General features: G+C 68.9%; 19 protein-coding genes, 1 tRNA gene, 1 pseudogene and 1 riboswitch. Of the genes and pseudogenes, 8 read left to right on the forward strand and 13 right to left on the reverse strand.

Going from position 1 to position 21,266, the window contains the following annotated elements; genetic code table 11:
* The 3 genes from R6V09_RS09955 to R6V09_RS09965 form a co-directional block, all read left to right on the forward strand.
* Positions 1–758 (forward strand): SGNH/GDSL hydrolase family protein (locus tag R6V09_RS09955; RefSeq protein ID WP_317880995.1); only part of this gene is annotated, 758 nt, incomplete at its 5' end.
* Positions 759–926: 168 nt separating this feature from the next.
* Complete coding sequence (locus R6V09_RS09960; RefSeq protein ID WP_317880996.1) at positions 927–2,147, forward strand: acetyl-CoA C-acetyltransferase; 1,221 nt, start codon at positions 927–929, stop codon at positions 2,145–2,147.
* 274 nt (positions 2,148–2,421) lie between these two features.
* Complete coding sequence (locus R6V09_RS09965; RefSeq protein ID WP_317880997.1) at positions 2,422–3,210, forward strand: hypothetical protein; 789 nt, start codon at positions 2,422–2,424, stop codon at positions 3,208–3,210.
* A 260-nt stretch (positions 3,211–3,470) separates the two neighbouring features.
* Here R6V09_RS09965 and R6V09_RS09970 read toward each other — a convergent pair whose 3' ends face one another.
* Positions 3,471–3,782: a hypothetical protein gene (locus R6V09_RS09970; RefSeq protein WP_317880998.1), complete on the reverse strand. Its 312-nt coding sequence runs from the start codon at positions 3,780–3,782 to the stop codon at positions 3,471–3,473.
* A 102-nt stretch (positions 3,783–3,884) separates the two neighbouring features.
* On the opposite strand from R6V09_RS09970, the gene R6V09_RS09975 reads away from it, so the two are divergent.
* Complete coding sequence (locus R6V09_RS09975; RefSeq protein WP_026178224.1) at positions 3,885–4,115, forward strand: DUF4287 domain-containing protein; 231 nt, start codon at positions 3,885–3,887, stop codon at positions 4,113–4,115.
* A gap of 101 nt (positions 4,116–4,216) precedes the next feature.
* Here the strand turns inward: R6V09_RS09975 and R6V09_RS09980 are convergent, their stop codons facing one another.
* From R6V09_RS09980 to R6V09_RS09990, 3 genes are all read right to left on the reverse strand, one after another.
* Positions 4,217–5,104: a Bax inhibitor-1/YccA family protein gene (locus tag R6V09_RS09980; protein WP_317880999.1), complete on the reverse strand. Its 888-nt coding sequence runs from the start codon at positions 5,102–5,104 to the stop codon at positions 4,217–4,219.
* Between the two features lie 171 nt (positions 5,105–5,275).
* Complete coding sequence (locus tag R6V09_RS09985; protein ID WP_317881000.1) at positions 5,276–6,469, reverse strand: 4-hydroxybenzoate 3-monooxygenase; 1,194 nt, start codon at positions 6,467–6,469, stop codon at positions 5,276–5,278.
* A gap of 210 nt (positions 6,470–6,679) precedes the next feature.
* Positions 6,680–6,763 (reverse strand) — tRNA-Leu (locus R6V09_RS09990).
* 427 nt (positions 6,764–7,190) lie between these two features.
* Between R6V09_RS09990 and R6V09_RS09995 the strand changes: the two genes are divergently transcribed.
* Both R6V09_RS09995 and R6V09_RS10000 read left to right on the forward strand, forming a co-directional pair.
* Positions 7,191–7,961, forward strand: coding sequence for an ABC transporter ATP-binding protein (locus R6V09_RS09995; RefSeq protein WP_262056243.1), 771 nt, complete (start codon positions 7,191–7,193; stop codon positions 7,959–7,961).
* Positions 7,962–8,027: 66 nt separating this feature from the next.
* Entirely contained in the window at positions 8,028–10,556 is a 2,529-nt protein-coding gene (locus R6V09_RS10000) for an ABC transporter permease (protein WP_317881001.1), read from the forward strand.
* A gap of 60 nt (positions 10,557–10,616) precedes the next feature.
* On the opposite strand, the gene R6V09_RS10005 is transcribed toward R6V09_RS10000, so the two are convergent.
* The 3 genes from R6V09_RS10005 to R6V09_RS10015 form a co-directional block, all read right to left on the reverse strand.
* The gene (locus R6V09_RS10005; RefSeq protein ID WP_317881002.1) at positions 10,617–11,909 is read right to left on the reverse strand and encodes a cyclopropane-fatty-acyl-phospholipid synthase family protein; all 1,293 of its coding nucleotides are present in this window, start codon (positions 11,907–11,909) and stop codon (positions 10,617–10,619) included.
* A gap of 258 nt (positions 11,910–12,167) precedes the next feature.
* Positions 12,168–13,553: an NAD(P)/FAD-dependent oxidoreductase gene (locus tag R6V09_RS10010; RefSeq protein ID WP_317881003.1), complete on the reverse strand. Its 1,386-nt coding sequence runs from the start codon at positions 13,551–13,553 to the stop codon at positions 12,168–12,170.
* A 472-nt stretch (positions 13,554–14,025) separates the two neighbouring features.
* Complete coding sequence (locus R6V09_RS10015) at positions 14,026–14,424, reverse strand: hypothetical protein (RefSeq protein WP_317881004.1); 399 nt, start codon at positions 14,422–14,424, stop codon at positions 14,026–14,028.
* A 306-nt stretch (positions 14,425–14,730) separates the two neighbouring features.
* Between R6V09_RS10015 and R6V09_RS10020 the strand changes: the two genes are divergently transcribed.
* Both R6V09_RS10020 and R6V09_RS10025 read left to right on the forward strand, forming a co-directional pair.
* Positions 14,731–15,003 (forward strand): type II toxin-antitoxin system Phd/YefM family antitoxin, encoded by a 273-nt coding sequence (locus tag R6V09_RS10020; protein ID WP_317881005.1) that lies wholly within the window; start codon positions 14,731–14,733, stop codon positions 15,001–15,003.
* The gene (locus tag R6V09_RS10025) at positions 15,000–15,269 is read left to right on the forward strand and encodes a type II toxin-antitoxin system RelE family toxin (protein WP_317881006.1); all 270 of its coding nucleotides are present in this window, start codon (positions 15,000–15,002) and stop codon (positions 15,267–15,269) included. Before R6V09_RS10020 ends, R6V09_RS10025 begins: the two co-directional genes overlap by 4 nt.
* Positions 15,270–15,312: 43 nt before the next feature.
* On the opposite strand, the gene R6V09_RS10030 is transcribed toward R6V09_RS10025, so the two are convergent.
* From R6V09_RS10030 to R6V09_RS10055, 6 genes and pseudogenes are all read right to left on the reverse strand, one after another.
* Positions 15,313–16,311: a Ppx/GppA phosphatase family protein gene (locus R6V09_RS10030; RefSeq protein WP_317881018.1), complete on the reverse strand. Its 999-nt coding sequence runs from the start codon at positions 16,309–16,311 to the stop codon at positions 15,313–15,315.
* 204 nt (positions 16,312–16,515) lie between these two features.
* Positions 16,516–16,917 (reverse strand): annotated as a pseudogene (locus tag R6V09_RS10035) (DUF501 domain-containing protein); the annotation flags it as partial.
* Positions 16,918–16,973: 56 nt separating this feature from the next.
* A complete protein-coding gene (locus tag R6V09_RS10040) occupies positions 16,974–17,450 on the reverse strand; it encodes an FtsB family cell division protein (protein WP_262056247.1) in 477 nt (158 codons plus the stop codon).
* A gap of 119 nt (positions 17,451–17,569) precedes the next feature.
* A complete protein-coding gene (eno, locus tag R6V09_RS10045) occupies positions 17,570–18,856 on the reverse strand; it encodes a phosphopyruvate hydratase (RefSeq protein WP_317881007.1) in 1,287 nt (428 codons plus the stop codon).
* 292 nt (positions 18,857–19,148) lie between these two features.
* Positions 19,149–19,847 (reverse strand): transglycosylase family protein, encoded by a 699-nt coding sequence (locus R6V09_RS10050; protein WP_317881008.1) that lies wholly within the window; start codon positions 19,845–19,847, stop codon positions 19,149–19,151.
* 9 nt (positions 19,848–19,856) lie between these two features.
* Positions 19,857–20,030: riboswitch (cyclic di-AMP (ydaO/yuaA leader) on the reverse strand.
* 199 nt (positions 20,031–20,229) lie between these two features.
* Positions 20,230–21,219 (reverse strand): LysM peptidoglycan-binding domain-containing protein, encoded by a 990-nt coding sequence (locus R6V09_RS10055; protein ID WP_317881009.1) that lies wholly within the window; start codon positions 21,217–21,219, stop codon positions 20,230–20,232.
* Positions 21,220–21,266 lie beyond the last annotated feature (47 nt).

The raw sequence follows: 21,266 nt of genomic DNA on the forward strand, positions 1-21,266 counted from the left end.
GCCTCGCCGCGGTTGCGGAACGCCCGGTCGAGCTGCGCAACGTGGCCCTCCCCGGCGCCCAGTCCGACGACCTCGACCGCCAGGTGGCGCTCGCCCTCGCGGACACCACCCGCGTCCCCGACGTCTGCGTGATCATGATCGGCGCGAACGACGTCACCCACCGCATGCACCCGACCAGATCGGTCCGGCACCTCTCGGCGACGGTACGACGGCTGCGCACGGCCGGCGCCGAGGTGGTCGTCGGCACCTGTCCCGACCTCGGGACGGTGGAGCAGGTCCAGCAGCCGCTGCGCTGGCTGGCCCGCCGGGCCTCCCGGCAGCTGGCGGCGGCCCAGACGATCGGCACGGTCGAACAGGGCGGGCGCACGGTGTCGCTGGGCGACCTGCTCGGCCCCGAGTTCGCGGCGAACCCGCGCGAGCTGTTCGGCCCGGACAACTTCCACCCCTCGGCGGAGGGCTACGCGACGGCGGCGATGGCGGTCCTCCCGACCGTCTGCGCCGCCCTGGGCCTCTGGCCGGCGGAAGAAGACCGCCCGGACGCGTCCCGCCGCGAGGGCTTCCTCCCGGTGGCACGAGCGGCGGCGGAGGCGGCTTCGGAGCCGGGCACGGAGGTCACGGCGGCGATGCCTACGGGGCCGCGGGGGCCTTGGGCTCTACTGAAGCGGCGGAAGAGGAGGCGGGTGCAGGAGGCGTCGCCGGTTGCTTCGCCCATTTCGGCTACTTCTCGGCCTACCGAGACGGGTGGTGGGTGGGCATAGGCCGGGGGTTCAGGGGGCGGAGCCCCCTGAGACGGCCACTGAGCCAAGCAAGCGCTTAGAAAACTGCGGCCAGGGTCACACCGCGCATCCCGTGACCGAGGCCATACGTACGGGTAACTTCCCAAGGAGCCCCGCACATCACACCGTAGATACGCCAATGGAGCCGTGATGCCCGAAGCCGTCATCGTCTCGACCGCCCGCTCCCCCATCGGCCGCGCCGTCAAGGGCTCCCTCAAGGACCTGCGCCCCGACGACCTCACCGCCACGATCATCCAGGCCGCCCTCGCGAAGATCTCCGAGCTGGACCCGAAGCTCATCGAGGACCTGATGCTCGGCTGCGGCCTCCCCGGCGGCGAGCAGGGCTACAACCTCGGCCGGATCGTCGCCGTACAGATGGGCATGGACCACCTGCCGGGCTGCACGGTCACCCGTTACTGTTCCTCGTCCCTGCAGACCAGCCGCATGGCCCTGCACGCCATCAAGGCCGGCGAAGGCGACATCTTCATCTCGGCCGGTGTCGAGATGGTCTCCCGTTACGCCAAGGGCAGCTCGGACGGCCTCCCGGACACCACCAACCCGATCTTCGCCGAGGCCCAGGCCCGCACCGCCACCACCGCCGCGTCCGAGGGCTCCACCTGGCACGACCCGCGCGAGGACGGCCTGCTCCCCGACCCGTACATCGCGATGGGCCAGACCGCGGAGAACCTGGCCCGGATCAAGGGCGTCACCCGCCAGGACATGGACGAGTTCGGCGTCCGCTCGCAGAACCTCGCCGAGGAAGCCATCAAGAACGGCTTCTGGGAGCGCGAGATCACCCCGGTCACGCTGCCCGACGGCACGGTCGTCAGCAAGGACGACGGGCCGCGCGCCGGCGTCACCCTGGAAGGCGTCTCCGGTCTCAAGCCGGTCTTCCGCCCCGACGGCCTGGTCACGGCCGGCAACTGCTGCCCGCTGAACGACGGCGCCGCGGCGGTGGTCATCATGAGCGACACGAAGGCCCGCGAGCTGGGCCTCACGCCCCTCGCCCGGATCGTGTCGACCGGCGTCTCCGGCCTCTCCCCCGAGATCATGGGCCTCGGCCCGGTCGAGGCGTCCAAGCAGGCGCTCGGCCGCGCCGGTCTCACCGTCGACGACATCGACCTGTTCGAGATCAACGAGGCGTTCGCCGCCCAGGTGATCCCGTCCTACCGCGACCTGAACATCCCGCTGGAGAAGCTGAACGTGAACGGCGGCGCGATCGCCGTCGGCCACCCCTTCGGCATGACCGGCGCCCGCATCACGGGTACGTTGATCAACTCCCTCCAGTTCCACGACAAGCAGTTCGGTCTGGAGACGATGTGCGTCGGCGGCGGCCAGGGCATGGCGATGGTCATCGAGCGCCTCAGCTGACCAACTCCCCGTAGTCGTACGGGAACTTTGCGTCACCCTCAGGCCCGGAACCCAGTAACCACCTGGGTTCTGGGCCGATTTGTGATCCAATCTCCCCCAGGATGTGACCTATCTCCCTTCGAAGAGGGATTTCCCCAGGTCAGGACCGTTTCACCACCAAACATCGGGCCCAAAGTCCTGCCCGATTCGTGACGTTACGCACTGACAGCTGGTTAGTCCGCCCTTCAAGCTGATGTAGGAAGTCGGGGGTCGACTTTGAACCGGGAGTACGTCAGTGAGCGTCATGCCGATCGCTTTGCTGGTCACCACGGCCGCCACAGGCGCCGTGGGCGTCGCCGTCCTGCGCACCCTCTTGGTGCTCCGTCGCCAGGTAGCAGCCCTGCACACCGAGCTCGCCGAGGGCCGGGCCGCCGCTCTACGGCCACTCGTGCCCGCCGCCCGCACCCACACCGACGCGGATGAGATACGCGCCGCCGTGGCCGAGGCACTGGCCGAGGAGCGGGAGCGGGAACTGGCCGAGGCACGCGCCTTCTGGGCCGCCCAGGAAGCCCGCGACACCGAGGTGCCGACCCTGCTGGGTCTGCCGGACAGCGAGCTGTTCATGCCCCGCCAGAGCGACTTCGTGGGCCTCGAACCGCTGGAGCCGGTGACCGAGCCGTTCACGGAGCCCGACGAGTTCGCCGGTGACTCCCCCGAACTAGCCGCCGCCCGCCGGCGCCACCCCTCCCACCCGGACTTCGTACCGGCCCAGTCACCCGTGGCGAACGACCACGAACGCACGGTGGCCACGCTGGAGGAACTGGCCGACTCCGCCGTAGAACTGGCCGACGTCCGCCCCGGCCCCCTCGGCACCCTCGACGTCTACGTCTTCGTCGACGGCACCACCCTCTGCATGACCCCGGGCCACCGCGAAACCGCCGAACGCCTCGCAGCGGCCCTCCGCGCGGGCGAAACCCCGTTCCTCCTGGGCGGCTCCGGAATCTCGGGCGCCTACACGCTGACCTTCGCGTGCGGCGAGGAGAACGTGTACATCCTGGCGGACAGGGTCATAGCGTCACTCTGATTTTCTGGGGTGCGCCGGTTCGTTGTCGGGTGCGGGCGAGTGGGGGCTGGTCGCGCAGTTCCCCGCGCCCCTAAAAGACAAAGACACGGTGGGCCTGCGTTTTTGGTCTTTAGGGGCGCGGGGCTGTGTCAATTTGCGGCTCCGCCGCGCGGGCGCGACCAACCACGACAGACCTCAAGCCACAAACGGCGGGCCGGCGTTTTTAGGGGCGCGGGGAACTGCGCGACCAGCCACGACGCATCGCATGCCGCCAACGCACCTCAGACCCCCGCCCTCTTCTGCGCCTCCGCGACCAACCCCACCGCCCGCTCGACCTCGGTGTCATTCACCAGCACAACCGCCAAGTCATGCACGGCAACGGTGATTTGATCCGCCGCGGCGAACATCCCCGCATCCGGCATCTCCCGAGCCACCCCCAAAGGATCCTCAACCCGCTGCGCCCACAGGGCAAACTCCCTGGCCAGCCCCAAAGCCTCAGCGGCAGCGCCCCGCTGCAAACGGCTCTGCGGCGCAGCCCGAAGCCGGTCCGCGAAGTGATCCACCGCTTGAGTCAACCGCGTCGTATCCACCACGCCGCGAGACTACGCGCCGTACCGGGACTGTTGCCAACGGGCGAACGCTCAGGCACGGTGACTTGAAGGACCGGCTTACACCCCATGCGTCCGGAGGCGCCGATGTCCCAAGTGTTCTCCCAGGAGACCCACCGCAACCTGCTCGCCCGCATCCCCCACTGCACCGGTCGTGAAGTATCCGACTGGCTGCGCACCGTCGACGAAGGCCCCGCCCTCTTCCGTTTCGAGGAGAAGGTCAGCTGGCTCCGCGCCGAGCACGACCTCGCATACGGCCACGCCAAGGCGATCATTCACGAGTACGACCTGAGGAGGGCCGCGCGCAAACTGCTCTAGGCGCGCACCACAGACCGACCCATCACGGACATGACGAAGGGCCCCGGGAACGAACCCGGGGCCCTTTCGCGCAAGCAGGCGGAACTACCGCCGTACCGCCGCTAGTTGTTGCTGTTGAGGATCGAGATGATCCGCAGGAACTCCATGTAGATCCACACCAGCGTCAGCGTGAGCCCGAAGGCGGCAAGCCACGCTTCTTCCTTGGGCGCACCGTAGGCGATCCCGTCCTCGACCTGCTTGAAGTCGAGGGCGAGGAAGCAGGCACCGAGGATGATGCCGATGACGCCGAAGAAGATGCCGAGCGGGCCGCTGCGGAAGCCGAGGCCGTCACCGCCGCCGAACACCGCGAACAGCAGGTTCACAGCCATCAGCAGGATGAAGCCGAGCGCGGCGGCCATCACGAAGCCGTAGAAGCGGCGGTTGACGCGGATCCAGCCCGCGCGGTACGCGATGAGCACGCCGGCGAAGACCGCCATCGTGCCGATCACGGCCTGCATGGCCGCGCCGCTCGCGATGCGGTTGTCGACGACGCTGGAGACGACGCCGAGGAAGACGCCTTCCAGTGCGGCGTACGACAGGATCAGCGCGGGGACGGGCTTGCGCTTGAAGGACTGGACGAACGCCAGCACCATCGCGACCAGCGCGGCGCCGATCCCGATGCCGTAGGAACGGCCGATGTTGGCGTCGTCGACCGGGAGCAGCACCCAGGCGAGCGTGGCCGTGACGATCAGCGTGCCGAGGGTGGTGCCGGTGCGCTGGACGACGTCGTCCATGGTCATCCGGCCGGTGGTGGCCGGGGCCTGGGGCGGTGCGCCCTGCTGCAGGTCCTGCTGGGCGTACGGGTTCTGCGCGTAGGGGTTGCCCCCCGCGTACGGGTTGCCCTGCGTACCTACGGCGGGGCCCCCGGCCTGCGGCGCGGTGTTGAAGCCCGCGTAGCCGTTGTCACGGCTGAAGCCCCGTCGCGAGAAGACCGGGTTTCTGCTCCTCATTTCACTCCTCCATGGCCGCCTCGCGCGGCCTTGGCCTCAAGAGTAATAGGTAGGCAAAAGTTTGACCCTACCTCTTGGGGAGGATCTTCCCCTCGTCCTGCCAAGGTACGCGGTGGACCGCATCCCCTGTGAACACTGGTACCAACCCGTGACGCCCGCCTTGGAAGGCCCTTATCCCTGTTCATCCGGTTCATCCAGAGGGAACCCGGTATACGCCTCCGCGAGATCCGTCTCGGCCGCCCGCGAGGACGCGATCCGCTCCAGGCGGGCCAGCTGGAGCCGCCCCTCGAAGGGCGTCGCGTCGGGCGCGCGGTGCAGGAGGCTCGTCATGTCGTAGGAGAACCGCTCGGCCTGCCACACCCGCCGCAGACAGGTGGCGGAGTACGCGTCGAGCCGCTCCTCGCTCCCCGTCTTCATCTTGTACGTCAGTGCCCGCGCGAAGGTGACGACGTCGCCGACGGCGAGGTTGAGGCCCTTGGCTCCGGTCGGCGGCACGATGTGCGCCGCGTCCCCGGCGAGGAAGAGCCGGCCGTGCCGCATGGGCTCGTGGACGTAGGAGCGCATGGGGGTGACCGATTTCTGGGTGATGGGCCCACGGTCGAGCGTCCAGCCGTCCGCCGTCTCGAACCGTCGCTCCAGCTCGGCCCAGATCGCGTCGTCGCTCCAGTTCTCGGCGTCCGTGCCCTCCTCCACCTGGAGGTAGAGACGGGAGACGGAGGGGGAGCGCATGGAGAGGAGGGCGAAGCCGCGGTCGTGGCGGGCGTAGACGAGCTCGTCGTGGGAGGGCGCGACATCGGCGAGGATGCCGAGCCAGGCGTAGGGGTACGACCGCTCGAAGACGCGGGTCAGCTCGGCGGGGATCGCGGTGCGGGCGATGCCCCAGAACCCGTCGCACCCGACGACGTAGTCGCAGTCGAGGACGTCCTCGACGCCCTGGTGCCGGAAGCGGACGCGCGGGTTGCCGGTGTCCGCGCCCTCCACCGCGAGTGCCTCGGCTTCGAACAACAGCGGCCCGCCGCCCGCGAGTTGAAGGGCGATCAGGTCCTTGCACACCTCGGTCTGCGCGTAGACGGTCACGCTACGGCCGCCGGTGAGGGCCGGGAAGTCCACCCGGTGCCGCTTCCGGTCGAACCGCAGCTCGATCCCGTCGTGCCGCAGCCCCTCCCGGTCCAGCCGCTCCCCGGCCCCGGCCGCCCGCAGCACGTCGACGGTCCCCTGCTCCAGGATCCCGGCCCGCTGCCGGTGCTCGACGTAGGCCCGGTCCCGGCTCTCCAGCACGACCGAGTCGATACCGGCGTTGTGCAGCAGCCGGGCGAGGAGGAGCCCGGCGGGGCCGGCTCCGATGATGCCGACGGTGGTACGCATCAGGGGTCCCTTCGAGCGTGGGCCGTTCACTTGACGTCACCAGTGGTCGCCAGTGTTCGTGGAGTGAAATTTCCTTCACCTCCCTGGCGGCAATCAAGTTTCCGGCCGACCCGGCCGGAAAGTCAACGGTTGAGGTGTCTTCACATCCCGTAGGACGGCGTGCCGTAGCAACACACCGTTCCCTCAGGTCACAGTCAGTGACCACGATAGTGCCCGGAGCCGGACTTGAACCGGCACGCCCGCGAAGGGGCAGCGAGGTTTAAGCTCGCCGTGTCTGCATTCCACCATCCGGGCAGGCCGTGGGCTCCGCATCGAGGTTCCGAGCCTATCGGGGCGCGTCTCCCCAACAGCGGGCGGGCGTACCGATGTTGTCTTATTTTATTGATGTCTGAGGGTTCATCAGACCGTGGAAAGAGCCATCAGCACTTGCCAATAGCCTTGCGTGCGGTGTGGGGGCCTGTATGCGGAATGACGGAATTTCACCGCCCGAACGAGGGTGCTCCACCGGTTCTTGACCTGGGCCTGACCCAGGGCTCGTCGCGGTGCCTGTCCCGGGGCTCGTCTCGGGGGCGGTCCTCATCCCCAGGTATGACAGCGCGAGGTGCAGTCCGCCTGAAGGCTGCCCCCGGAACCGGAACAGCGGGTGACTACACAGCGCCATACGGCCGGAAGGATGGGACACGTCCCCAGCAACACCGTCGTCCCGACAGGAGTGCCCTCCGTGACCACCACCCCCATCGCCGACCGGACCACCTCAGTGGCCGCGCGTGCCACGGATCTTTCCAAGATCTACGGACAGGGCGAGACCCAGGTGGTCGCCCTCGACCAGGTCTCGATCTCCTTCCGGCAGGCCGAGTTCACGGCGATCATGGGCCCCTCGGGGTCCGGCAAGTCCACCCTCATGCACTGCGTGGCCGGCCTGGACTCGTTCTCGTCCGGTTCCGTCCGCATCGGTGACACCGAGCTGGGCTCCCTGAAGGACAAGCAGCTCACGAAGTTGCGCCGGGACAAGATCGGTTTCATCTTCCAGGCGTTCAACCTGCTGCCGACGCTGACGGCCCTGGAGAACATCACGCTCCCTATGGACATCGCGGGCCGCAAGCCCGACAAGGAGTGGCTGGACTCGGTGATCCGGATGATCGGTCTCTCCGACCGGCTCAAGCACCGGCCCTCCCAGCTCTCCGGCGGCCAGCAGCAACGCGTCGCCGTGGCAAGGGCGTTGGCCTCCCGCCCCGACATCATCTTCGGCGACGAGCCGACCGGAAACCTCGACTCCCGCTCCGGCGCGGAGGTACTGGGCTTCCTTCGCAACTCCGTACGGGAGCTGGGGCAGACGGTGGTCATGGTGACCCACGACCCGGTGGCCGCGGCCTACGCGGACCGGGTGGTGTTCCTCGCCGACGGCCGCATCGTCGACGAGGTCTTCGAGCCGACGGCGGACTCGGTGCTCGACCGCATGAAGCGTTTCGACGCCAAGGGCCGCACCAGCTGAGGCTTCTGACGGTTCCTCAACTCATCGCCCCGGCTCACCTCTCGTACACCTGGACTGAGTAGACCCATGTTCCGAACCGCCTTGCGCAACGTACTCGCGCACAAGGCCCGGCTCCTCATGACCGTGCTCGCCGTGATGCTCGGCGTCGCGTTCGTGTCGGGGACCCTGGTCTTCACCAACACCATCTCGAACGCCTTCCAGAACAGCTCGGCCAAGGGCTTCGACCAGGTCGACGTCGCCGTCCAGGCCAAGCACCAGGACAGCGAGGGCGACGCGGTCGGCAAGACGCCCGAGCTGACCCAGGCCATGCTGGACACCAGCGCGAAGGTGCCGGGCGCCGCGTCCGCGACCGGTGTCGTGAACGGCTTCACCGCCATCGCCGACAAGAAGGGCAAGCTCATCGGCGGCGGCTTCCAGTCCGAGGGCGGCAACTACTGGGGGGACAAGGACGCCCGCTACCCCCTCAAGTCCGGTGCCGCGCCCCATGGTTCGGGCGAAGTGGCCATCGACTCCGAGACCGCGAAGCGCGCCGGGTACAAGGTCGGCGACACCGTGCGCATCTCGGTCGACGGCCCGGTGCTGACACCGAGGATCACCGGCATCTTCACCACCGACGACGGCAATGTCGCCGCCGGCGGCAGCCTCGCCCTCTTCGACACGGCGACCGCGCAGAAGCTGTTCGGCAAGGCGGGGACGTACGACGAGATCGATGTGAAGGCCGCGGCCGGGACGAGCCAGGCGGCGCTCAAGGCGCAGCTGGACCAGGCCCTGCCGAAGGGGCAGACGGAGACCACCACCGCCAAGAAGCTCGCCGACGACCAGGCCGAGACGATCGCCTCGTCGATGAGCGGGCTGAAGTCCGGGCTGCTGGTCTTCGCGGGGATCGCGCTCTTCGTCGGCACGTTCATCATCGCCAACACCTTCACCATGCTGGTCGCCCAACGCACCAAGGAACTGGCCCTGTTGCGCGCGGTCGGCGCCTCCCGCCGGCAGGTCACGCGGTCGGTGCTCCTTGAGGCGTTCGTGGTCGGCGCGGTCGCCGCGGTGGCCGGTCTGGTCGCCGGCATCGGCATCGGCGCCGGGCTGCGCGCGCTGATGGGCACGATCGGCGCCACCGTCCCGGACGGCCCGCTCATCATCACCTCGGGCACAGTCCTCAGCGCCCTCGCGGTCGGCATCCTCATCACCATGCTCGCCGCCTGGCTGCCCGGCCGCCGGGCCGCAAAGATCCCGCCGGTCGCCGCGATGAGCAGCCTGTACGCGACGGCCACCGCCAAGTCGCTGGTGCTGCGCAACACGCTGGGCGCGCTGTTCTCCGGGGTGGGTGTCGCGGTCGTCATCGCGGCCACGTCGATGAGCGGTTCGGACGGTCAGGCACCCATGGGGATCGGCGCCGTCCTGCTGATCATCGGGGTGTTCATCCTGACGCCGCTGCTGTCCCGCCCGCTGATCGCGGCGGCGGCACCGGCGCTGCGGATCTTCGGGATCTCCGGCAAGTTGGCCCGCCAGAACTCGGTGCGCAACCCGCGCCGTACGGCCGCCACCGCCTCCGCGCTGATGATCGGCCTCACCCTCATTACCGGTATGACGGTGATGGCGGGCAGCCTCCAGCAGGCGATCGACAGGATGGCCTCGTCCGCGATCAGCGCCGACTACATCGTCTCGATGGCGAACGGCAACCAGCTCTCCCCCGACGTCGACAAGACGATCACCACCACGTCCGGCGTCACCGCCAGCAGCCCGCTGCGCAACGCCCCCTCCCGCATCGACGGCGAGACCGAGTTCCTCACCGGGGTCAACGGCTCCGCGATCGGCAGGCTCACCGACCTCAAGGTCGACAGCGGCACCTTCAAGGTCGCCGGCAGCCAGGTCGTCGTGGACGACGACACCGCCAAGTCCCATGGCTGGAAGGCCGGTTCGACCTTCACCACGCACTACGAGGACGGCAAGGCACAGCAGCTGACCGTCTCCGCGGTCTACGAGGGCAACGCGCTGATCCGCGGCATCATGCTCGACAACGCGACGCTCGCCCCGCACCAGACCGACCCGGCCGACATGCAGATCCTCGTCAAGACCGCGGACGGCGCGTCGAGTTCGACGAAGGACAAGCTGGAGAAGGCCCTCGGCTCCAACCCGGCGGTCAAGGTCCAGGACAAGAAGGACCTCTCGAACAGCATCGCCCAGGTCTTCACCCTGATCCTCAACATGGTCTACGGCCTGCTCGCGATGGCGGTGATCGTCGCGGTCCTCGGGGTCATCAACACCCTTGCCATGTCGGTCTTCGAGCGCTCGCAGGAGATCGGGATGCTGCGCGCGATCGGCCTCGACCGCAAGGGCATCAAGCGGATGGTCCGGCTGGAGTCCCTGGTCATCTCGCTCTTCGGCGGGGTGCTCGGCATCGGCCTGGGAGTCTTCTTCGGCTGGGCGGCCGGTGAGCTGATCGGCTCGAAGATGGCGACCTACGAACTGGTCATCCCCTGGGCCCGGATGGCGCTCTTCCTCCTCCTGGCGGGCACGGTCGGTGTCCTGGCGGCCCTGTGGCCGGCCCGGCGCGCGGCGAAGCTGAACATGCTGTCGGCCATCAAGTCCGAGTAGCGGAGCACGAGTCGGGGCCCCGTTCCGGTGCGGAACGGGGCCCCGTTTTTATCGCTGCGCTCAGTTCCAGGTACGGGCGCGCAACGGCATTCCGGAGCCGCCCGGTTCGGGGGTCCGGACGGCCAACACCTGGTTGACTCCTATGCGGTTGCGCTCGAAGCCGAGCGCGGAGGCCGCCATGTAGAGCCGCCAGACCCGGGCCCGCCCGGCGCCGACGAGCCCGACCGCGCGCCGCCACTCGGCCTCCAGGTTGGCGACCCAGCGGCGCAGGGTGAGCGCGTAGTGCTCGCGGATCGCCTCGACGTCCCGCACCTCGAACCCGGCGCTCTCCAGTTGGGTCACGGTGGCGCCGATGGGAGCGAGTTCGCCGTCGGGGAAGACGTACGCGTCGATGAACTCGTCGATGTCGTACGCCGATTCGTCCTGCCACGGGCGGCGGGCGATCTGGTGGTTGAGCAGCCGCCCGCCCGGTCCGAGCAGTGCGAAGAGGACCCTTGCGTACTCCAGGTACCGTGCGGAGCCCACGTGTTCGGCCATGCCGACGGAGGAGATGGCGTCGTAGGGCCCGTCGGTGACATCACGGTAGTCCTGGACGCGGATCTCGACCTTGTCGGTGAGCCCCTCCTCGGCGACGCGCTTACGGGCGTAGGCCGCCTGTTCCTGCGAGAGGGTCACGCCGACGACGCTCACGCCGTACTCGCGGGCCGCGTGGATCGCCATCGAGCCCCAGCCGCAGCCGACGTCCAGCAGACGCCGACCGGGCGTCAACTCCAGCTTGCGGCAGATGAGTTCGAGCTTGTCGCGCTGGGCGTCCTCCAGGGTGCCGTCCGGGGATTCCCAGTAGGCGCACGAGTAGACCATCGAGGGGCCGAGGACGATCTCGTAGAAGTCGTTGCCGACGTCGTAGTGGTGGCTGATGGCGCGTTTGTCGGTGCGCTTGGTGTGGAGGTGGGCGCGGCTGCGGCGGACCTCCTCCGGGGGCGGTGCGGGCGGCAGCGGGAGTCCGGCGAGTTTCACCAGCCCGCGTACGGCGGACCGCACCTCGGGGTCGCGCAGGGCCTGGGTGAGGGTGCGGGCGTCGTCGCCGCGCTCCCACACCAGCGAGGACATCGCGTCGAGGGCCTCGTACAGGTCGCCCTCGATGGTCAGGTCCCCGGAGACCCAGGCACGCGCCATGCCCAGTTCGCCGGGCTTCCACAGGAGTCGGCGCAGGGCGCGGCGATTGCGTACGACGAGGACCGGCGCATCGGGCGGCCCTGCCTCGGAACCGTCCCAGGCGCGGATGCGCAACTGGACGGGGGTTCCCAGTAGCTGTTCGAAGAGGGAATTGAGCCGCAGCGCGGCATCAGCCATGGCGCACACCTCCGTGACGCGGATCCCGGAATTGTCCATCACTACGTAAACACCGGCCAGGCCCGATCGCAGTCCTGCTTGAGCATTACGAGTAGGCAAAACAGATGTAGAGGACATGTAGACGTGGGCGCCGGAAACGCCGAAGGGGCCGCCCGCACCACGGATGGCAGGCGGCCCCTTCGGGCGTACTACGGGTATTACGGGTACTGCGACTACGGGTACTACGGGGTACTACGGGTCAGTGGTGACCGGAGATGGTCAGGAGGCCTTGGCCTTCTCCTCGGTCTTCGCGGCGGCGGCCGGAGCCGGCGCCGGCTTGGCGGCCTCGTAGAACTCCTCGCGGGGGTTCTCCATGGCGCCGAGCGACACGACCTCGCGCTTGAGGAACATCGCGAGCGTCCAGTCGGCGAAGACGCGGATCTTGCGGTTCCAGGTCGGCATCGCCAGACCGTGGTAGCCACGGTGCATGTACCAGGCGAGACGGCCCTTGACCTTGATCTTCACCTTGCCCATGACGATCATCGCGACGCCCTTGTGCAGGCCGAGACCGGCGACCGCACCCTTGTTGGCGTGCGAGTACTCCTTCTGCGGGAAGCCCCGCATACCGGAGATCACGTTGTCGCCGAGGACCTTCGCCTGGCGCAGCGCGTGCTGGGCGTTCGGCGGGCACCAGGCGTTCTCGACGCCGGCCTTGCGGGCGGCGATGTCGGGCACCTGGGCGTTGTCGCCGGCGGTCCAGATGTAGTCGGTGCCGGTGACCTGGAGGGTCGGCTGGGCGTCGACGTGACCGCGCGGGCCGAGCGGCAGGCCGAAGCGGGACAGGACCGGGTTGGGCTTGACGCCGGCCGTCCACACGATGGTGTTGGAGTCGACCTCAAGGCCGTTCTTGAGAACGACGTGCCCGTCCACGCACGAATCCATGGACGTCGAGAGGTAGATCTCGATCCCGCGGCTCTCCAGGTGCTCCTTGCCGTACTGGCCGAGCTTGGGGCCGACCTCGGGGAGGATCTTGTCGGCGGCGTCGACGAGGACGAAGCGCATGTCCTCGCGGGAGACGTTGGTGTAGTACTTGGCCGCGTCCCGGGCCATGTCCTCGACCTCACCGATGGTCTCCGCACCGGCGAAACCGCCGCCGATGAAGACGAAGGTGAGCGCCTTGCGGCGGATCTCCTCGTCGGTGGTGGAGTCGGCCTTGTCGAGCTGCTCAAGGACGTGATTGCGCAGGCCGATGGACTCCTCGATGCCCTTCATACCGATGCCCTGCTCGGCGAGGCCGGGGATCGGGAAGGTGCGGGAGACCGCGCCCATCGCGATGACGAGGTAGTCGAAAGGCAGCTCGTACGCCTCGCCCACGAGGGGGGCGATCGTGGCGACCTTGCGGTCCTGGTCGATGGTGGTGACCCGGCCGGTGAGGACCTCCGCCTTCGGCAGCACGCGTCGCAACGGGACGACGACGTGCCGAGGGGAGATGCTGCCGGCGGCGGCTTCGGGGAGGAAGGGCTGGTAGGTCATGTACGACCGGGGGTCGACGACCGTGACGGTCGCCTCGCCGTAGCGCATCTTCTTGAGAATGCGCCGAGCTGCGTACAGGCCTACGTACCCACCGCCTACTACGAGGATCCTGGGACGCTCCGTGGTGCTCATGCCATCGAGTATCCACCTGCCCCTGGGGGGTCGCTCGTGCGCCCCTTCACAAGCTTCCACAGGGGCTGTGTTATCCTCCGCGACTCGCATGATCCAGGCCCCCTCGGACGGGGTGAACCGCGGTGCGGTTCGCCCCGTTGTCAAGGCCGCGTGAGCTGCTCCTCTGCTCCGCCGGACCCCCTGGACCACACCTCCGCGACACCCTCCCGAAACGCCCCCGAATCACTGCCGTACCGACCCGCCGAGCACGCTCCCGAGCCCACCGAGCCCCCGGACGGGCCAACCGGGGCCCTTTCCTCGTCCAACAGGGCCGAATTCCTTGTGAAGAACTTCACGAACTTTTCCGCGGGCGTGTCGTTGAGGGGCTCACGAGCGTCCTCGATCCCCGCTCATACGTTGTCCGACCTGCTCAGCCGTTGGCTACTGGAAGGTAACATGCGCTGGCCGAACGGGGCCCACGCGGGCGCTCCGCTCACGCCAGGGGCCATAGTTGCATCCTGCGCCGGAGCACAGGTTCGGGCTCCGAGGTCGCGCGCCAGACCACACACAGGATCGTGCCGTCGCCCCGGCTGTCCTCGGCCGACACCTGGAAGCGCAGCTCGGCACCGGCCGGCACCTCGTTCCAAAGCCGGATGTGCCGGAAGGGCCGGAAGTGCCCCCTCGGCGTGGCCCAGCCCACCGACACCCCGACCCGGTAGGCGCTCGCGTACCCGTTGTTGACCAACACGTACTCACCCTGCGCCGCGCCATGCCGGACCAGCAGCCGGATCGCCGGGTTCTCCCGCAGCGCCCGCCAGTAGTGCACGCCCTCCGTGGCCACGACACCGACCAACACCCCAACAACCGCGGTTACCAGGTCGCCCCACCCCATGAACCGAACGTACCGCGCGGGGCCGTCCACGGGGACGGCCCGCGGCACATACGCCTGTCCGCCGACGTCGGCTGTGCCCGACGATCGGCGGGGACAGGGGGCGAATCCCAAGGCCGGTGCCGCCCTCCGCCCGAGGAGGGGGGCGTCACCACGGGCCGGTCGCCGCCTTCGGCCTCTCCGGCCTCTCCGGTCCCTCCGGACTCTTCCGCCGCCTTGGCCGCGATCCCGAACGCGATCCCATCGAGGATGCCCCACGAACGCGACTCATCCGGGCCACGTGTACACGCATGCGCGTACACTGACGCCATGACCGAGGAGACCGTGACCATACGGGAAGCCCGCGCCCATCTGGCGGAGCGCATCAACCTGGCCGAGGAAGGCACCCCGACGGTCATCACCCGCAACGGCACTCCCGTGGCTGCCGTGGTACCGATCGCGGACTTCGAAGCCCTGGAAGAGGCGGCCGACGTCATGCTGGCCCGAGAGGCCGAAGCGGTCCTGGCCGAGAACGGCCCCACTGTGACCATGGCCGAACTGCTGGCAGATCTGTTCACCGAGCGCGGTGACGGGGCCGCGTGAAGTACGCGTTCCGGTTCACCGCAGCGGCGCAGCGGCAGCTCCGGGCCGTCAGTCGACTCGACGCCATGCGCATCCTGACGGCGCTGACCGCACTCGGTGACGACCCGTATCGCGAGGACGCCGACGTCAAGAAGCTCACCGGTCCGTCGGGGCTCTACCGGCTGCGGGTCGGAAGCCACCGGGTCGCCTACCAGATCAACGATGGCGAACTCGTCATCCTCGTTGTCAAGGTGGGCGACCGGCGGGACGTGTACCGCAACCTGTAGGCGGTCGGGCCAAAGACCATCCGATCCCGTCGAGGATCGCCGCTTATCGCGACTCGGCCGCCGCAGAGAAAGCGATCCCGTCCAAGATGTCGTGCTCGCTCACCACGACCTCCGTCGCGCCCGTCCGCTCCATGATCGCGAGCAGTACGAGGGCGCCCGCGCCGATGACGTCGACGCGGCCCGGGTGCATGGAGGGGATCGCGGCGCGTTCGGCGTGGGTGGAGTGGAGGAGGGAGTCCGTGATCTCGCGGACTTGGTCGTAGGAGACCCGGGAGTGGTGGATGGCCTCCGTGTCGTACTCGGGGAGGTTCTGGGCGATCGCCGAGACCGTGGTGACCGAGCCGGCCAGGCCGACCAGGGTGCGGGCCTCGCGGAGCGGGACCGTCTTCTCGGCGAGGTCAAGGGCCGCCTCGATGTCGGCGCGCATCGCCGTGATCTGGTCAGGGGTCGGCGGGTCCGTCACCGCGCCGTCGCGGACCAGGTGGCGCTCGGTCATGCGGACGCAGCCGATGTCCACGGAGCGGGCGGCACGGACCTGGTCGTCGCCGACCACGAACTCCGTCGAGCCGCCGCCGATGTCCACGACCAGGTAGGGCTTCGCGAAGGCGAGGTCGTCGCGGCCGGTCAGTTCCTTCGTCGCGCCGGTGAAGGAGAGTTCCGCCTCCTCGTCACCGGTGATCACCTCCGGCTCGACGCCCAGGATGTCCAGGACGCCCCGGACGAAGTCGTCGCGGTTCGAGGCGTCGCGGGAGGCCGACGTGGCCACGAAGCGGACCTTGTCGGCGCCCTTCTCGCGGATCACCTCCGCGTACTCACGGCAGGCCGCGAACGTCCGCTCCAGCGCCTCGGGCGCCAGCCGGCCGGTCTTGTCCACGCCCTGGCCGAGCCGCACGATCGTCATCCGCCGGTCCAGCTCCCGCAGTTCACCCGTGGCCCCCGCGCCGGAGGCGCTGTCGGACACAGCCACGTCCGCGACGAGCAGCCGGATGGAGTTCGTACCGCAGTCGATGGCCGCGACGCGGCTGAAACCGTCTTCGAGCAGCGGGACGTAGGAGAAGTACGTGCTGCGGATCGCGGTGGGGTCGGAGGTCTCGGCGGCCTCGGCGGGCAGTTCGTCGGCCGGGTCCGGTGCCGCGAGCGGCTGTACGCACGCCCCCTTGGCCCACCACTCCGGCAGCATCGCGATCGCCTCGTCGCCGAGCGGGTTGACGCCCGGGCCCGCGGCCAGGGAGTGGCCCACCAGGACGTGCAGGCACTTCACGCGGTCCGGCATGCCGCCCGCGCTCGGGAAGCCCTCCAGGACCTCGATGGCGTCGCGGCGCGCGATGTAGTCCTCGTGCGCGGCACGGTACGCGGCGGCGAGTTCGGGGTCCGTCTGCAGCCGGGCCGTCATCTCCTTCATGACGCCGTTCGCCTCAAGCGTGCCGATCGCCGATGCGGCCTTCGGGCACGTCAGGTAGTACGTCGTCGGGAAGGGGGTGCCGTCGGGGAGGCGGGGGGCCGTCTCCACCACGTCCGGCTGTCCGCACGGGCAGCGGTGCGCGATCGCGCGCAGGCCGCGCGGCGGACGCCCGAGCTGCTGCTTGAAGGCCTCGACGTCGGCGTCGGTGGGCTCGGTGCGCGGGGTGGGCGGCGGGGGCGTTTCCATGCCTGTACGAGAGTCTCTCTGTCAGTTCAATTCGGTTCAGCGACTGGGCAGTTCAGTCACTGGTCGGAGGCGTCGGACTTGTCCACGCCGTCCCAGACGTTCGAGTACCACGGGCGGTCGGCCGCCCCCAGTTCCGCGCGCGACTGCTTCGCCGCGTCCGGGTCGATCACGATGTAGCCCGTCTCCCCGGGCATCACATAGTGCAGCCGCTGCCGGATCTGCTGTTCCGCGTACGAGTCGTCCTGCCAGCGTGCCTTGAGGTCGCGGAGCTGTTCGACGCGCTGCCGGGCCTGTGCCTGCTGCCGCTCCAGTTCGGAGATCTCGGCGCGCTGGGAGACGTACTGCCTTATCGGGTAGGCGAGCGCCACGATCAGCGAGCACAGCACCAGGGCGAGGAGGGCCGCCCGGCCGGTGAGCCGGGAGCGGCGGGCCTGCCGTTTGGTCTGGGAGCGGTAGACACGGGCCGCCGTCTGCTCGCCGAGCAGCTTGAGCCTGGTCGCGGTGGAGAACCGGTCCCGGTCCTTCACGGCCATGTCCCGCCTCCCCTTCACACGTGCGTACGTCCCCGCACACGGTACGGGACCGGGTGCGGGGACGTACGTACGACTGGCTAAGGATTGACCCGGTGGAACCCCGGGGGGACTTGGTGAGGTCAGCCCTTGAAGCGCGGGAAGGCGCTGCGGCCCGCGTACTCCGCCGCGTCGTCGAGGATCTCCTCGATGCGGAGCAGCTGGTTGTACTTGGCGACGCGGTCCGAGCGGGCCGGGGCGCCGGTCTTGATCTGGCCGCAGTTCACCGCGACGGCGAGGTCGGCGATGGTGGTGTCCTCGGTCTCGCCGGAGCGGTGGGACATCATGCACTTGAAGCCGTTGCGCTGGGCCATCTCGACGGCGTCCAGGGTCTCGGTCAGCGAGCCGATCTGGTTCACCTTGACGAGCAGGGCGTTGGCGGTGCCCTCCTCGATGCCGCGGGCGAGGCGCTCCGGGTTGGTGACGAAGAGGTCGTCGCCGACGATCTGGACCTTGTCGCCGATGCGGTCGGTGATGACCTTCCAGCCGGCCCAGTCGTCCTCGTACAGCGGGTCCTCGATGGAGACGAGCGGGTAGGCCGCCACGAGCTCCTCGTAGTACTCGGTCATCTCGGCGGCCGAGCGGGACTTGCCCTCGAACTCGTACTTGCCGTCCTTGTAGAACTCGGACGCGGCGACGTCGAGCGCGAGCCCGATCTGCTCGCCGGGGATGTAACCGGCCTGCTTGATGGCCTCGATGATGAGGTCGAGCGCGGCGCGGTTGGACTCCAGGTTCGGGGCGAAGCCGCCCTCGTCGCCGAGGCCGGTGGACAGGCCCTTGGTCTTCAGCACCTTCTTGAGGGTGTGGTAGACCTCGGCGCCCCAGCGCAGCGCCTCGGAGAAGGACTCCGCGCCGATCGGGGCGATCATGAACTCCTGGATGTCCACGTTCGAGTCGGCGTGCGAGCCGCCGTTCAGGATGTTCATCATCGGAACGGGCAGCAGGTGCGCGTTCGGACCGCCGAGGTAGCGGAAGAGGGGGAGGTCGCTGGCCTCGGACGCGGCGTGCGCGACGGCGAGGGAGACGCCGAGGATGGCGTTGGCGCCGAGCGAGCCCTTGTTGTCGGTGGCGTCCAGGTCGAACATCGCCTGGTCGATCAGGCGCTGCTCGGTGGCGTCGTAGCCGACGAGCTCCGGGCCGATCTGCTCGATGACGGCGAGTACGGCCTTCTCGACACCCTTGCCGCCGTAGCGGTTGGGGTCGCCGTCACGCAGTTCGATGGCTTCGAAAGCACCCGTGGAGGCGCCGGACGGAACGGCGGCACGACCCGTGCTGCCGTCGTCGAGGCCGACCTCGACCTCGACCGTGGGGTTGCCTCGGGAGTCCAGGATTTCCCGGGCTACGACGACGTCGATGGACGGCACGAGCATCTCCTTCATGGGGTCTGACGCGGCTACGGCAACACCGCAGCGGCTCTGCGAGACGAGCCTAACCGGCTCGGGGCGATTGGCCATCCGCTCGGCCGCCTGTTGGACAGAACCGAGAGTAAATTGTTTCCGAACGGAACAAAACGCTTCGCTGAAGAGGACGCAAAAAGCCCCGCCCCGGTGCGTACGGGGGAACACGCACCGGAGCGGGGAGCCCGTGGGGGACGGGGGTGACCCTCACGAGGTCTCCATGATGGAGTCCACGGTTGTGAGGGCGCTGTGGTTCAGCTGAGAGCTACTTAAGGTGCAGCTGCTGGCCCGGGTAGATGAAGTCGGCGTCGTCGATGATGCTCTTGTTCAGCTTGAACAGCTGCTGCCAGCCGCCCTTCACCTTGTGCTTCTCGGCGATGGAGCTGAGGGTGTCGCCCTTGACGACCTTGTACTCGCCGTCACCCTTCTTGACCTTCTTGCCGGTCGGGGTGGAGACGGTCTTCTTGGCGGCCGGGCGCTCGGCGGAGCGGGAGGCCGTCGTGTCGGACGTGGAGCGCTCGGTGGTGGTCTTCGAAGAGCTGGAGGAGCTGTTCGAGCTGCTCGACGAGCTGGAGCTGCCGCCGGAGTAGGCGGCGCTCGACAGGCCGGTGCCACAGGTGGGCCAGGCGCCCTTGCCCTGGGCGGCGAGAACCTTCTCCGCCACGGCGATCTGCTGGGACTTGGAGGCCTGGTTCGCGGTGGAGGCGTAGGCGGTGCCGCCGTACGCGGCCCACGTCGAGGCGGAGAACTGCAGGCCGCCGTAGTAGCCGTTGCCGGTGTTGATGGACCAGTTGCCGCCGGACTCGCAGCTGGCGACCGTGTCCCACTCGGAGGCGGTGGCCGCGGAGGCGTTGCCGGCCGCCATGAGCGGGGCGGCGATGGCGACACCGGTCACGCCGGCGAGCGTGGCGACGCGGGTGGCCTTGGACGGACGACGGTGCTTGCCCTTGCCGGAAAACAGCATGGAAGATCCCAATCCCCTCACCGACGCCTGCGAGGTGAGCTGTCGGGTTCGGGCCGTGTGAGTTGCCCGGCCGCACACCTCTCGGTGCGCGACTTAACCCCAAGCCGGTTCCGGTCGTCTCTCAACTCCCGGGCCCGGCACTTACCTTGGGTCCCCCGCTCCTGCCTACGGCGCTTGACGCGACGAATGTTCCCGGAAGCCGCTGGCAGGACTCGGCGTGTGCGGCAGCCGGGGCTCGTGGTGACGAGCGGCCTTGACCGTAGACAGGGAAACCGCGGAATTTCAAAGACGATCAGGGCTTCTGAGACTCATCCCACACTTTCACCAAAGCGGACATTCGGCGCGAAGCGTGACGTGAACTCCCGCTGTTTTGCTGCTACTTTCAGCCCGTTTCAGCACTGACGTCCAAGGTCTGACCGGCGACGACAGCGGACGGATCGGCGCCTATCACCTTTTTGTTCTCGGCGTAGAGCGCGCGCCATCCGCCCTCGAAGCCAAGGGAGTCGGCGATGGACGCGAGGGAGTCGCCGGCGCGGACGGTGTACGACTGCGTCACCGCGCTCTCCGTGCTCTCCTCGGCGCTCGCTCCTCGATGCTTGCCGGTGCTCTGCTGCTCAACCCCCTGGTCGCCCGCCTGCTCGGAGGAGTCACCGAGCGCGCCGGTGTCGACAAGGCTCCACTTGCCCACCGCTTGCTCCGAGTTGTCCGATTCGTCGAGTTTCGGGGACGCGGTGGCCGAGCCGTCGTCCGTCGAAGGAGTGGTGGACTTGTCGGACTTGGTGGGGTTGTCCGTCGCGGAGGGCGTGGGGCTCTGCGAGTCACCGCCGGAGGAGTCGGACGAATCGGACGGAGTCGGTTCCGTGTTGCCGGAGTCGGACAGCCCGAACGATCCGGAGGCCCCCGAAGAGTCGGAGGAGTCGGAGGAACCCGAGGAGTCCGTCGCACTGGCCGACGGCGAGTCGCTCGCGACGCCGGTGTCGACGTTCGCCGAACCCGAGGTCGTGGTGAGGCCGGAGAGCAGCGCGCAGGTGATCCACGCGGAGGTGCCCTTGGCGTCGAGGATCTTCTCGGCGACGGCTATCTGCTGGGAACGGCTGGCGAGGTCGGCGGTCGGGGCGTAGTCCTCGCCGCCGTACTTGTCCCAGTCGTCCTGGGTTATCTGCAGCCCGCCGTAGTGGCCGTTGCCGCTGTTCTCGCTCCAGGAGCCGCCGGTCTCGCACTGGGCCACCTTGTCCCAGGTGGTGCCGTCGGCGGCGTTCGCGGCTGCGGCGCCGAGGAGGGGGATGGCGATGGCGGAGCCGGTCACGCCGGCCGCGACGAGGATTGCCGGAGCCTGACGGGGGCGACGGTGACGACCGTTCCCGGAGAGCATGCGGAGGGCCTTTCGCGTGACGGCGGGGGGACCGCGCGGCGGGTGCT

The organism is Streptomyces sp. W16, assembly GCF_033194735.1.
Lineage (GTDB): Bacteria > Actinomycetota > Actinomycetes > Streptomycetales > Streptomycetaceae > Streptomyces.